Origin of the sequence: Streptomyces sp. NPDC023838 (assembly GCF_040639555.1) — a bacterium.
In the GTDB taxonomy this organism is placed as follows: Bacteria; Actinomycetota; Actinomycetes; order Streptomycetales; family Streptomycetaceae; genus Streptomyces.
On the sequence record NZ_JBFAAD010000014.1, the window covers coordinates 63181 to 76301 of the forward strand.

The 13121-nt window shown below is 71.3% G+C and carries 8 protein-coding genes and 1 pseudogene; 8 read left to right on the forward strand and 1 reads right to left on the reverse strand.

Going from position 1 to position 13121, the window contains the following annotated elements; translation table 11 throughout:
* Positions 1 to 87: 87 nt before the first annotated feature.
* Positions 88 to 450, forward strand: a pseudogene (locus AB0G17_RS19025) (Rv3654c family TadE-like protein); the annotation flags it as partial.
* Here the strand turns inward: AB0G17_RS19025 and AB0G17_RS19030 are convergent.
* Positions 431 to 3190: a DEAD/DEAH box helicase gene (locus AB0G17_RS19030; RefSeq protein ID WP_361383533.1), complete on the reverse strand. Its 2760-nt coding sequence runs from the start codon at positions 3188 to 3190 to the stop codon at positions 431 to 433. The pseudogene AB0G17_RS19025 and the gene AB0G17_RS19030 overlap by 20 nt on opposite strands.
* A 79-nt stretch (positions 3191 to 3269) precedes the next feature.
* Here AB0G17_RS19030 and AB0G17_RS19035 point away from each other — a divergent pair, with 79 nt between their 5' ends.
* The 7 genes from AB0G17_RS19035 to topA all read left to right on the forward strand — a co-directional run bounded on the left by AB0G17_RS19035 (position 3270) and on the right by topA (position 12954).
* The gene (locus AB0G17_RS19035; protein ID WP_053728100.1) at positions 3270 to 3623 is read left to right on the forward strand and encodes an STAS domain-containing protein; all 354 of its coding nucleotides are present in this window, start codon (positions 3270 to 3272) and stop codon (positions 3621 to 3623) included.
* Between the two features lie 85 nt (positions 3624 to 3708).
* Complete coding sequence (locus tag AB0G17_RS19040; RefSeq protein WP_361383537.1) at positions 3709 to 4152, forward strand: ATP-binding protein; 444 nt, start codon at positions 3709 to 3711, stop codon at positions 4150 to 4152.
* A 250-nt stretch (positions 4153 to 4402) separates the two neighbouring features.
* Entirely contained in the window at positions 4403 to 6796 is a 2394-nt protein-coding gene (locus tag AB0G17_RS19045) for a sodium-translocating pyrophosphatase (protein ID WP_361383540.1), read from the forward strand.
* A 189-nt stretch (positions 6797 to 6985) separates the two neighbouring features.
* Positions 6986 to 7720, forward strand: coding sequence for a small secreted protein (locus AB0G17_RS19050; protein ID WP_361383543.1), 735 nt, complete (start codon positions 6986 to 6988; stop codon positions 7718 to 7720).
* A 163-nt stretch (positions 7721 to 7883) separates the two neighbouring features.
* Positions 7884 to 9407 carry a methyltransferase gene (locus AB0G17_RS19055; protein WP_361383546.1) on the forward strand — a complete coding sequence of 508 codons (1524 nt, stop codon included), beginning with the start codon at positions 7884 to 7886 and terminating at the stop codon, positions 9405 to 9407.
* A gap of 275 nt (positions 9408 to 9682) precedes the next feature.
* On the forward strand, positions 9683 to 9898 hold the full coding sequence (locus tag AB0G17_RS19060; RefSeq protein WP_361383549.1) for a hypothetical protein: 216 nt from the start codon (positions 9683 to 9685) through the stop codon (positions 9896 to 9898).
* A gap of 248 nt (positions 9899 to 10146) precedes the next feature.
* Positions 10147 to 12954 carry a type I DNA topoisomerase gene (gene topA / locus AB0G17_RS19065; protein WP_361383552.1) on the forward strand — a complete coding sequence of 936 codons (2808 nt, stop codon included), beginning with the start codon at positions 10147 to 10149 and terminating at the stop codon, positions 12952 to 12954.
* Positions 12955 to 13121: the final 167 nt, after the last annotated feature.

Sequence of the window (13121 nt, forward strand, 5' to 3'; positions counted from 1 at the left end):
GGCCTGAGCGCCCGGGCGGCAGCCCTTCAGGCCCAGGGAGGAGGCATTCGCGCCTCGGCGGCAGCCCTTCAGGCCCGGGCAGGAGGGATCCCCGCCCGGGCGGCAGGCGCCCACGCCCGCGCTCGGGACCACGCTCGGGACCGGGGCTCGGCGTCCGTCTGGGTGGCGGTGGCCGCCTCCGCCCTCTGCGTGGTGTTCGCGGCTGTTCTCGCCCTCGGGCAGGCAGTGGCGGCCCGGCACCGGGCGGGCGGTGCGGCGGACATGGCCGCGCTGGCGGCGGCTGACCGGGCGCTGTGGGGGGCGGCTGACGCCTGCGCCGGGGCGACCCGGGTCGCCGGAGCGCAGGGCGGCGAGGTGGTGCGGTGCACGGTGACCGGGGAGATCGCCGACGTGACCGTACGGGCGAGGTTCGGCCCGTACGCGCCGGAGGTCAGGGCCCGGGCGGGTCCGGCGGCTCCTCCTCCGTACCGGTTCCTGCCGCAGCGCCCCGGCCCGGGGCAGGAGCAGCTCCACGCCCCCGAGCTGCGGGGTCGCCGCCCGGCGGAGCCTCCAGGGTCTCCGAGGCCGTCGGGGGCGCCGGGGGCGCCGGAGCCACCGGGGTCTCCGGAGCGGTCGGAGCCACCGGGGTCTCCGGAGCCGTCGGAGCTGTCCGAGCCGTCGAGGCCGCCGGGGTCTCAGGAGTCGTCGGAGCCCCCGGGGCCTCCGGAGCCGCCGGGCCCTCCTCGCCCGCCACCCCCGGCGCCCCCCGCAGCAGTTCCGTGAGGAGGCGGACCGCGCCTCGTTTGTGGAGCGGGTCGTTGCCGTTGCCGCACTTGGGGGACTGGACGCAGGACGGGCAGCCCGCCTCGCACTCGCAGGACGCGATGGCCTCCCGGGTCGCGGTCAGCCACTCCCGCGCGGTGTGGAAGGCGCGCTCCGCGAACCCGGCGCCGCCCGGGTGGCCGTCGTACACGAAGACCGTCGGCAGCAGGGTGTCCGGGTGCAGCGGGATGGAGACGCCGCCGATGTCCCAGCGGTCGCACGTGGCGAAGAGCGGCAGCATGCCGATGGAGGCGTGCTCGGCGGCGTGCAGGGCGCCCCCGAGGATCTCCGGGTTGATCCGGGCGGCGTCGAGCTGGTCCTCGGTGACCGTCCACCACACGGCCCGGGTGCGCAGGGTGCGGGGCGGCAGGTCCAGCTTGGACTCGCCGAGCACCTCGCCGGTGATGAGTTTGCGGCGCAGGAAGGAGACGACCTGGTTGGTGACCTCGACGGAGCCGTAGCAGAGGCGGCCGGCTCCCCACGGGATCTCGGTGTCGGTTTCGAGGACGGAGATGGAGGTGGTGTCACGGGCGACGGTCGAATAGGGCGGGCTGGCCTCCTCGACGAGGGCGACCGGGCCGTCGGGATCGTCCAGGTCCAGACGCTCCACCAGGTACGTACGGCCCTGGTGGAGGTGGACGGCGCCGTCGTGGACGGCGGTGTGGGCGGCGGACGCGTCGACCGTGCCGAGCAGCCGTCCCGTCGACGCCTCGACGATCTGGACCGGGCGGCCCCCCTCGCCCCGGATGTCGGCGAGGTCGGCGGCCCGCTCGCGGCGGGTCCAGTGCCAGCCCGACGCCCGGCGCCGGAGCAGCTTCGCGGCCTCCAGCTGCGGCATGAGCCCGGGGCTGGCCGGGCCGAAGAGCTCCAGGTCGGCCTCGGTGAGCGGCATCTCGGCGGCGGCCGCGCACAGGTGCGGGGCGAGGACGTACGGGTTGTCCGGGTCGAGCACGGTCGACTCGACGGGCTGCTGGAACAGCGCCTCGGGGTGGTGGACGAGGTAGGTGTCCAGCGGGTCGTCCCGGGCGACCAGGATCGCCAGGGCGCCCTCGCCCGACCGCCCGGCCCGGCCCGCCTGCTGCCACAGCGAGGCCCGGGTGCCGGGGTAGCCGCAGATGACCACGGCGTCCAGGCCCGACACGTCGATGCCGAGCTCCAGGGCGGAGGTGGCGGCGAGGCCGAGCAGCTCGCCGGAGTGCAGGGCCTGCTCCAGGGCCCGGCGCTCCTCGGGCAGGTAGCCGCCCCGGTAGGCGGCGACGCGGCGGGCGAGGGTGCGGTCGACCTCGGCCAGCCTCTCCTGGGCGATCACGGCGACGAGCTCGGCGCCGCGCCGCGAGCGGACGAAGGCGACCGTGCGGACGCCCTGGACGGCCAGGTCGGTCAGCAGGTCGGCGGTCTCGGCGGTGGCGGTGCGGCGCACGGGGGCGCCCTTCTCGCCGTGGAGGTCGGTGAGCGGCGGCTCCCACAGGGCGAAGACCAGTTCGCCGCGCGGGGAGGCGTCGTCGGCGACCTCGACGACGGGCAGGCCGGTCAGCCGGTGGGCGGCCACGGACGGCTGCGCCGCGGTGGCGGAGGCGAGGAGGAAGACGGGGTTCGCGCCGTAGCGGGCGCACAGGCGGCGCAGGCGCCGCAGGACCTGGGCGACGTGGGAGCCGAAGACGCCCCGGTAGGTGTGGCACTCGTCGATGACGACGTAGCGCAGCGAGCGCAGGAAGGAGGACCACCTGGGGTGGGCGGGGAGTATGCCCAGGTGCAGCATGTCCGGATTGGTGAGGACGTAGTTGGCGTACTGACGCACCCATTCGCGTTCCTCGACCGGCGTGTCGCCGTCGTAGACGGCGGCCCGGATCGCGTTGCCCAGGGGCTGGGCGAGCGCCTTCACCGAGCGGCGCTGGTCGGCCGCCAGGGCCTTGGTCGGGGCCAGGTAGAGGGCGGTGGCGCCGCGCCCGTTCGGGGCCTCGGAGCCGTCCAGGAGCGTGCTGAGGACCGGGGCGAGGTAGGCCAGGGACTTGCCGGAGGCGGTTCCGGTGGCGATCACGACGGACTCGCCGTCCAGGGCGTGCTCGGCGGCGGCCGCCTGGTGCGCCCAGGGGTGCTCGACACCGGCCCGCTGAATGGCGTTGATCACTTCCGGGCGGATGCGGTGCGGCCAGACTGCATGGCGGCCCTCACGTGGGGGCAAGTGCTCCGTATGAGTGATGCGCGCAGCCCGGTCCGCTCCCGATGCGAGCCGGTGCAGGACCATGCCGGGGTCGGGTCGTTCACCCGTGCCCTTGGCGGGTGTTCTGGGGCGGAGATTCCTGGCCATCGGCACCGAGTGTGTCACTGGCGTGACGGACAATGGTCCCAAGGCGTCGTGCATGGCTGCTGGTAAGTGATTGAATGCCATCGCGGCTGGCGATCCGTTCTCTGGCTCCGCCGGGGAGACTCAGGGGGCGGCCGCTCGATAGCAAGGTGCTGGAGGATCCGTGGACCTGTCCCTGTCGACTCGCAATGTGTCCGGCCCTGGTGGCGACCGTACGGTCGTCGAGGTCGGTGGCGAGATTGATGTGTATACCGCGCCCAAGCTGCGCGAGCAGTTGGTCGAGTTGGTGAACGACGGCAGCTACCACCTGGTTGTCGACATGGAGGGCGTGGACTTCCTCGACTCCACCGGCCTCGGCGTGCTCGTGGGCGGACTCAAGCGTGTCCGTGCCCACGAGGGCTCCCTGCGGCTGGTCTGCAACCAGGAGCGCATTCTGAAGATCTTCCGGATCACCGGGCTCACCAAGGTGTTCCCGATCCACGGCTCGGTCGACGAAGCCGTCAACGCCACTGACTGACGGCTCCGGAGGAAGGACAGGGGCACCGGGCACCTCGCGGCCCGGGGCCCCTGAGAAGCACGCCCGTACGTTCGAGGGGGATCGCATGGCCACCGTTGAACTCCGCTTCAGCGCCCAGCCCGAACACGTCAGGACGGCCCGCCTGGTGGCGGCCGCCGTGGCGCGCCGAGCCGGGGTGGACGAGGCGGTCCTCGACGAGGTCAGGCTCGCCGTCGGCGAGGCGTGCAGCCGTGCTGTGGGGCTGCACCGTGCGTACGGGGTGACGGCGCCGGTGCGCGTCGCCCTCACCGAGGAGGAGAAGGCGTTCTCCATCGAGGTCGGGGACGAGGTGCCCGGTCCGGGTTCCGGGGGTGCCGCGCCGGGCGTGCGCGGTGCCACGGCCGAGGACGAGCCGGACGACGGCGGGGAGGACGGGATGGGCCTCGCGGTCATCAGTGGCCTCGTCGACGACGTGGAGGTCACTTCGGACGAGTCCGGCGGTGTCATCCGGATGACCTGGCCGATCACAGGGGCGACCGCCGAGCCCTGAGCGGCCCTTCGCCCACTCGCCGTACAGGCCCTGCTGAGCAGGGCCTTTTTCATTTTTCGCGATTATTCTCTAGATCGTTGATCAGCCGTCAATGCTTTTGCCCCATTACCGCTTTCGGGGGCCTTTTCGTGGCGCGATCATTTGCTGAGTAGCGACTGAAGGTCAATTCCGCTAGCCGCGCCCTGTTTTGATCGTGTTCCGCTCCCTACAATCCGTCCACATCTTGAGCTCTGAGCGTCAAGGAGGACGAATGGCGGGGCTCTTCAACCCACAAGAACTCGATCACCCCACATCACTCGCGGCCGCGGTACTGACCGACGGCAATCGGCTGATCGTGATCGTCATCGCGGCGGTGGCCCTCGCGGCCCTGATCGTCGCCCAGCTGCTGGTCCGCCAAGTACTGGCGGCCGGCGAGGGCACCGACTCGATGAAGAAGATCGCGGCAGCCGTTCAAGAAGGAGCGAATGCCTATCTCGCCCGGCAGTTGCGCACCCTCGGCATCTTCGCCGTCGTGGTGTTCTTCCTGCTCTTCCTGCTGCCGGCCGACAACTGGTCGCAGCGCGCGGGCCGGTCGGCCTTCTTCCTGATCGGCGCGCTCTTCTCGGCGACGACCGGATACGTCGGCATGCGCCTGGCCGTACGCGCGAATGTGCGCGTGGCGGCCGCCGCCCGCGAGGCGACCCCTGCGGAAGGCGAACCTGAAAAAGATCTCACGGCCGTCTCGCACAAAGCCATGAAGATCGCTTTCCGTACGGGCGGCGTGGTCGGCATGTTCACGGTGGGCCTCGGCCTGCTGGGTGCCTCCTGCGTCGTCCTGGTCTACGCCGCGGACGCCCCCAAGGTGCTGGAGGGCTTCGGCCTCGGCGCCGCGCTGATCGCCATGTTCATGCGTGTCGGCGGCGGCATCTTCACCAAGGCGGCGGACGTCGGCGCCGACCTCGTCGGCAAGGTGGAACAAGGCATTCCGGAGGACGACCCGAGGAACGCCGCCACCATCGCCGACAACGTCGGCGACAACGTCGGCGACTGCGCGGGCATGGCGGCGGACCTCTTCGAGTCCTACGCCGTGACGCTGGTCGCCGCACTGATCCTCGGCAAGGCGGCCTTCGGCGACTCGGGTCTCGCCTTCCCGCTGATCGTCCCGGCGATCGGCGTGGTCACCGCGATGATCGGCATCTTCGCGGTCGCCCCGCGGCGCGCCGACCGCAGCGGGATGTCCGCCATCAACCGCGGCTTCTTCATCTCCGCGGTGATCTCCCTCACCCTGGTGGCGGCGGCGGTCTACATCTATCTGCCGTCCACGTACGCCGAGTTGGACGGGGTCACCGACACTGCCATCAAGGCGCACGGCGGCGACCCGCGGATCCTGGCGCTGGTCGCGGTGGCCATCGGCATCGTGCTCGCGGCCGTCATCCAGCAGCTGACCGGGTACTTCACCGAGACCACCCGGCGCCCCGTCCGCGACATCGGCAAGTCGTCGCTGACGGGCCCCGCGACGGTCGTCCTGGCCGGTATCTCCATCGGCCTGGAGTCGGCCGTCTACACGGCCCTGCTGATCGGCCTGAGCGTCTACGGGGCCTTCCTGCTCGGCGGCACGTCGATCATGCTCGCCCTGTTCGCGGTGGCGCTGGCCGGCACCGGTCTGCTCACCACGGTCGGCGTGATCGTCGCCATGGACACCTTCGGACCGGTCTCCGACAACGCGCAGGGCATCGCCGAGATGTCCGGCGACGTCGAGGGCGCCGGCGCTCAGGTCCTCACCGACCTGGACGCCGTCGGCAACACCACCAAGGCCATCACCAAGGGCATCGCCATCGCCACCGCGGTCCTCGCGGCGGCGGCGCTCTACGGCTCGTACCGCGACGCCATCGCCACCGCGGTGAACGACGTGGGAGCCAAGTCCAGCGAGATGACCCTCAGCATGGACATCTCACAGCCCAACAACCTGGTGGGCCTGATGCTGGGCGCGGCGGTCGTGTTCCTGTTCTCGGGGCTCGCGATCAACGCGGTGTCCCGGTCGGCGGGAGCGGTGGTCTTCGAGGTGCGGCGGCAGTTCCGCGAGCACCCCGGGATCATGGACTACACCGAGACGCCGGAGTACGGCCGGGTCGTCGACATCTGTACGAAGGACGCGCTCCGGGAGCTGGCTACCCCCGGCTTGCTCGCGGTGCTGGCGCCCATCGCCGTCGGCTTCACGTTCGGCGTCGGCGCGCTCGGCTCGTACCTGGCGGGCGCGATCGGCACCGGCACGCTGATGGCCGTCTTCCTCGCCAACTCCGGTGGCGCGTGGGACAACGCCAAGAAGATGGTCGAGGACGGCAACTTCGGCGGCAAGGGCAGTGAGGCCCACGCCGCCACCGTCATCGGCGACACGGTGGGCGACCCGTTCAAGGACACCGCGGGCCCGGCCATCAACCCGCTGCTGAAGGTGATGAACCTGGTGGCGCTGCTCATCGCGCCCGCGGTGGTCAAGTTCAGTTACGGGGCGGACGCCAGCCCCGCCGTGCGCACGGTCGTGGCGGTGCTCTCCACGGCCGTCATCGTGGGCGCGGTGTACGTCTCCAAGCGCCGCGGAGTTGCGGTGGGCGACGAGGGAAGCCACGAGATGAGCGCCAAGTCGCCTGACCCGGCGGTCGTTTCCTAGCAACAGCTCCACAAGGGCGGGCGGACGGCGCGGATTGACGCACCGTCCGCCCGTCGCTCTGTGGCCGTGAGCCTTGTCTCCCTTGGTGCAAATGGCTGCAAAAGCGAGCAGGTCAGGCGTACGACACGCGGTTGTCGCCCACTTGGCGTGTATGTTCCGGGGCCGAGAGCCTTGGAAGGGACCGATCCGGTGAACAAGAAGCTTGCGGCCGCACTGTCCGGCGGCGCGGTACTGGTGCTCGCACTGTCGGGTTGCAGCAGCGACGACTCGGACAAGAAGGTGAAGGACTGGGCCAAGACCTTCTGCGACCAGGCCCAGCCGCAGATCAAGAAGATCACTGACGCCAACGCCGCCATCGAGAAGCAGACGGCCGACGAGAGCAAGCCGGTTGACGTCCAGAAGACGGACTCGGCTGCCTTCCAGCAGATCTCGGACGCGTACAAGTCGCTTGCCGACAGCCTCAACAAGGCCGGTGTCCCGCCCGTCAAGGACGGCGACAAGACGCAGCAGGAGGCCGCCAAGGAGCTGACGGCGTCCTCCACGTCGTACGCCGACCTCAAGAAGAAGGTCGACGCGCTCGACACCGGTGACCAGGCGAAGTTCGCCGATGGCCTCAAGGGCGTCGCCGACCAGCTGAACACCATCAGCAAGAGCAGCGACGACGCCCTCAAGAAGCTGGAGTCCGGCGACCTCGGCAAGGCGATGCAGAAGCAGCCCGGCTGCCAGAAGCAGACCGCCACCGCGTCCTCCTCGGCCTCGCCCGCCGCCGGCGGCGACGCCTCCAAGCAGGCGTCCCCCTCGGGCTCGGCCGCGCAGGGGGCGGAGCCCTCGGAGTCCGCGAAGCCGTCCGAGTCCGGCAAGCCCTCGGAGTCGGCGAAGCCGTCCGACTCGGCCAAGCCCTCGTCCTCGGCGAGCGGTGAGTAGCGACTGCGCCCTGGCGACTGCGCCGTCGCCCTGGCGGCTGCGCCGTCGCGACCACGTCGCGGAGGCTCCGCCAACGCGCGCGTAGGCGCCTTTTCGCACGGCCCGGACCCATGTGGGCGCCGGGCCGTGGGTGTTTGTCAGTGCCAGCCGCCACAATGGCCGGGTGAGTACGACCAGTGTTTCCGCCAGTTCGCCCGCCGGCCTGCCCGTGCCCGACCGCGCCGCCCGGCTCCGCGACGCCCTGCTCGCGGCCGACTTCACCGCCGACGGCCTGCTCGACCTGCTCGGCGCGCCCGCCTACGCCGCGCTGGCCCGCAGCGAGACCGTGCCCGCGCTGCGGGCCACGCGCGGCGGCTCGCCGCTCGACACGCTCGTACGGCTGTTCCTGCTCCAGCAGCCCGTCGCGTACGAGCGCGCCAGAGCGGCCCTGCCGGGCGACGAGGCTCTGGAGGACGGCTGGCTCACCCGGACGGGCGACGATGTGCGCGCCGCGGTTGACGTGCGTCCGTACGGCGGCCCCGAGGGCCAGGACTGGTTCATCGTCTCCGACCTCGGCTGCGCGGTCGGCGGGGCGAGCGGCGCGAGCGGCCGCGAGGAGGGGATGGTCCTCGGGGTCGGCGGCGCGTCCACCACGCTCGCCGGGCTCACCGTGCGCACGCCGGTCGCCTCCGCGCTGGACCTCGGCACCGGCTCCGGCATCCAGGCGCTGCACGCGGCGCAGCACGCGACCCGGGTCACCGCCACCGACCTCAACCCGCGCGCGCTCGCCTTCACCCGCCTCACCCTCGCCCTGTCCGGCGCCCCCGAGGCGGAGCTGCGCGAGGGCTCGCTCTACGAGCCGGTGGGCTCGGGGACGTACGACCTGATCGTGTCCAACCCGCCGTTCGTCATCTCGCCGGGGGCCCGGCTGACGTACCGGGACGGCGGCATGGGCGGGGACGATCTGTGCCGCACGCTCGTTCAGCAGGCGGGGGCGCGGCTGAACGAGGGGGGATACGCGCAGTTCCTCGCCAACTGGCAGCACGTGGACGGCGAGGAGTGGCAGGAGCGGCTGCGCTCGTGGGTGCCGCGCGGCTGTGACGCCTGGATCGTGCAGCGCGAGGTCCAGGACGTCACCCAGTACGCGGAGCTGTGGCTGCGGGACGCCGGGGACCACCACACTGGCCCCGAGGCCTACGCGGAGCGGTACGAGGCGTGGCTCGACGAGTTCGAGGCGCGCAGGACCAAGGCGATCGGCTTCGGCTGGATCACGTTGCACAAGTCGGGGTCCGAGGAGCCTTCGGTCACCGTCGAGGAGTGGCCGCACCCCGTCGAGCAGCCGCTCGGCGAGACCATCCGGGCCCACTTCGCCCGTCAGGAGTACCTGCGCACGCACGACGACGCGGCCCTGCTCGCCGACCGGTTCCGGCTCGCCGACGAGGTCGTGCAGGAGCAGGTCGGGCTGCCCGGCGCCGAGGACCCGGAGCACGTGGTGTTGAGGCAGAACCGGGGAATGCGCAGGGCCACCACGGTGGACACGGTCGGCGCGGGCTTCGCGGGTGTCTGCGACGGCCAGCTGGACGCGGGCCGGATCCTGGACGCCATCGCGCAGCTGATCGGCGAGGACCCGGTCCAGCTCCGCGACCGCACCCCGGAGTCGATCCGGATGCTGGTCGGCCAGGGCTTCCTGGAGCCGGTCGGGGAGTGACGCGGGGGCGGGGAGGGAAAACAAGGGTGTGAATTCGGCCAACAACACCGCACGCCCCGCACGTCCGCCTCGCCTCACCACACCCACTCACCACACCGGCCAACCCGGCCAACCCGGCCACAACAGGCCCCCTTGCCCCACGCGCCCCACCGCACCCGCTCACGTCCTCCGCCGCACCTCAACACGCCCGTCCCTCCGCCGCTGGGCCGGATGGAGGTGCGGCCGTTCACCTGGAGTTCGCCGGGGCTCCGCCCGCGGGTGCCAGGATCCGCGCCATGAACGGGATGGGTGGGGCGGAGGCCGGTCCGGCCGTGTTCGCGGGGACGGTTTTCGTCCTGTTCGGGGGCGCGCTGCTGCTGTGGACGGGGGCGCGCGTGCGGCACCGGGCGCCGGTGGCGGACGGGGCCGGGCTCGCGGCCTCGGCGGCGCTGGCCATCTTCTTCGGCGCGGTCTTCCTGCTCGCCGGGGTGTGGTGCTTCACACGCCTGTGAGCTTTGGCGGCCCCCTGGCGCCGCGCCGCGCCGACCGGGCTCGGGCCCAGGTCTGCGCTGGGACGAAACGCTTTTCAGAACGTTCTGGGACGGTCCAGGCGGCACACTCGCCGTAAGTCGGGTTACCGTTCGAGTGGCCGCTGCGGGCTTTTGCTGTTTGACACGGGGGCGGGTTGTACCGTCACACTCCGCAGCGACCGTACAGCTCGTACGTGCCACCCGAGTGCCGACCGGAGAGAAGAGCGAAGTTGTCCCCGACCAGCGAGACCGCAAAGGGCGGCCGCCGACTCGTCATCGTCGAGTCTCCTGCCAAGGCGAAGACGATCAAGGGCTACCTCGGCCCCGGTTATGTCGTCGAGGCGAGTGTCGGGCACATCCGCGACCTCCCGAACGGCGCCGCCGAGGTGCCCGACAAGTACACCGGCGAGGTGCGCCGCCTCGGCGTGGACGTCGAACACGACTTCCAGCCCATCTATGTCGTCAATGCCGATAAGAAGGCCCAGGTCAGGAAGCTCAAGGAGCTCCTGGCAGAGTCCGATGAACTCTTCCTCGCCACCGATGAGGACCGCGAGGGCGAAGCCATCGCGTGGCACCTGCAGGAAGTCCTGAAGCCCAAGGTCCCGGTCCATCGGATGGTCTTCCACGAGATCACCAAGGACGCCATCCGGGACGCCGTCGCCAACCCGCGCGAGCTCAACCAGCGCATGGTCGACGCCCAGGAGACCCGCCGCATCCTCGACCGCCTCTACGGCTACGAGGTCTCGCCGGTGCTGTGGAAGAAGGTCATGCCGAGGCTCTCGGCGGGCCGCGTCCAGTCGGTGGCGACCAGGCTTGTCGTGGAGCGGGAACGCGAGCGCATCGCTTTTCGTTCTGCTGAGTACTGGGACCTGACCGGGACGTTCTCCACCGGCCGGGCGGGCGACGCCTCCGACCCGTCCTCGCTGGTGGCACGGCTCGCGACGGTCGACGGCCGGCGCGTGGCGCAGGGCCGTGACTTCGGTCCCGACGGACAACTGAAGAGCGACGTCCTCCACCTCGAGGAGGCGAACGCCCGAGCCCTGGCCGCCGCCCTCGCCGACTCGGCCTTCGCCGTGCGCTCGGTGGAGTCCAAGCCGTACCGCCGCTCGCCGTACGCCCCGTTCCGTACGACGACGCTCCAGCAGGAGGCCTCCCGCAAGCTCGGCTTCGGGGCCAAGGCCACCATGCAGGTCGCCCAGAAGCTGTATGAGAACGGCTTCATCACCTATATGCGTACGGACTCCACCACGCTCTCCGAGACCGCGGTCTCGGCGGCCCGTGCGCAGGTCACGCAGTTGTACGGCGCCGACTACCTCCCGGAGAAGCCGCGTACGTACGCCGGGAAGGTCAAGAACGCGCAGGAGGCGCACGAGGCGATCCGCCCGTCGGGTGATCGTTTCCGCACTCCGGCGGAGACCGGTCTGACCGGCGACCAGTTCCGGCTCTACGAGCTGATCTGGAAGCGGACGGTCGCGTCCCAGATGAAGGACGCGGTCGGCAACTCCGTCACCGTGAAGATCGCGGGCCGGGCGAGCGACGGGCGGGACGCGGAGTTCACCGCGTCCGGCAAGACGATCACCTTCCACGGCTTCATGAAGGCCTACGTCGAGGGCGCGGACGACCCGAACGCGGAGCTGGACGACCGCGAGCGGCGCCTGCCCCAGGTCACCGAGGGCGACGCGCTGTCGGCCGAGGAGATCACCGCGGACGGCCACGCGACCAAGCCGCCGGCCCGGTACACCGAGGCCTCGCTGGTCAAGGAGCTGGAAGAGCGCGAGATCGGCCGGCCGTCGACGTACGCGTCGATCATCGGCACGATCCTCGACCGCGGCTACGTCTTCAAGAAGGGCACGGCGCTGGTCCCGTCGTTCCTGAGCTTCGCCGTGGTCAACCTGCTGGAGAAGCACTTCGGCCGGCTCGTCGACTACGACTTCACCGCGCGCATGGAGGACGACCTCGACCGCATCGCGCGCGGCGAGGCCCAGTCGGTGCCGTGGCTGAAGCGCTTCTACTTCGGCGAGGGCGAGGCCGCTGTGGCCGGTGCGGCCTCCGACGCCGGGAACGGCGACGGGGACCACCTCGGCGGTCTCAAGGAGCTGGTCACGGACCTCGGCGCGATCGACGCGCGCGAGATCTCCTCGTTCCCCGTGGGGAACGGGATCGTGCTGCGGGTCGGCCGCTACGGGCCGTACATCGAGCGCGGTGAGAAGGACGCCGAGGGCCACCAGCGCGCCGACGTGCCGGAGGACCTGGCGCCCGACGAGCTGACGGTGGAGCACGCGGAGGAGCTGCTGGCGAAGCCGAGCGGCGACTTCGAGCTGGGCACGGACCCGGTCAGCGGCAACCAGATCGTGGCGAAGGACGGCCGCTACGGGCCGTACGTCACCGAGATCCTGCCGGAGGGCACTCCGAAGACGGGCAAGAACGCGGTGAAGCCGCGGACGGCCTCGCTCTTCAAGTCGATGGCCCTGGACACGGTCACGCTCGACGACGCGCTGAAGCTGATGTCGCTGCCGCGTGTGGTGGGCACCGACGCCGAGGGCGTCGAGATCACCGCGCAGAACGGGCGCTACGGGCCGTACCTGAAGAAGGGCACGGACTCGCGTTCGCTGGAGTCGGAGGACCAGCTCTTCTCCATCACCCTGGAGGAGGCGCTGGCGATCTACGCGCAGCCGAAGGCGCGTGGGCGTGCGGCCGCCAAGCCGCCGCTCAAGGAGCTGGGCACCGACCCGGTCAGCGAGAAGCCGGTGGTCGTGAAGGACGGGCGCTTCGGCCCGTACGTCACGGACGGCGAGACCAACGCGACCCTGCGGACCGGGGACAGCGTGGAGGACATCACGCCGGAGCGCGGCTACGAGCTCCTCGCGGAGAAGCGCGCCAAGGGGCCCGCCAAGAAGACGGCGAAGAAGGCCGCGGCGAAGAAGGCTCCCGCCAAGAAGACCGCGGCGAAGAAGACCGCCGCGAAGAAGACCGCGGCCGCGGTGAAGAAGGCTCCGGCCAAGAAGACGGCCGCTAAGAAGACCGCGGCGGCCGAGTAGGACGGCTGGGTGCGGCGGGTCCGGGGTGCGCAGGTGCCCCGGACCGGGTGCCGCTGTGCCCACCCTCCCCAGCTCTCAAGGAGCAGGAGGAGGACCCCCATCGGTCCTAGGGCCTGTCGTCAAATTCCCGTCCCTCGTACTGGACGTACGTGGGCTTTCCTCGGGTG

Coding starts and splice junctions, on each gene's coding strand:
- AB0G17_RS19040 (WP_361383537.1), top strand. CDS start 3,709: ATGGCCACCGTTGAACTCCGCTTCAGCGCCCAGCCCGAACACGTCAGG.
- AB0G17_RS19060 (WP_361383549.1), top strand. CDS start 9,683: ATGAACGGGATGGGTGGGGCGGAGGCCGGTCCGGCCGTGTTCGCGGGG.
- AB0G17_RS19030 (WP_361383533.1), bottom strand. CDS start 3,190: ATGGCATTCAATCACTTACCAGCAGCCATGCACGACGCCTTGGGACCA.
- AB0G17_RS19045 (WP_361383540.1), top strand. CDS start 4,403: ATGGCGGGGCTCTTCAACCCACAAGAACTCGATCACCCCACATCACTC.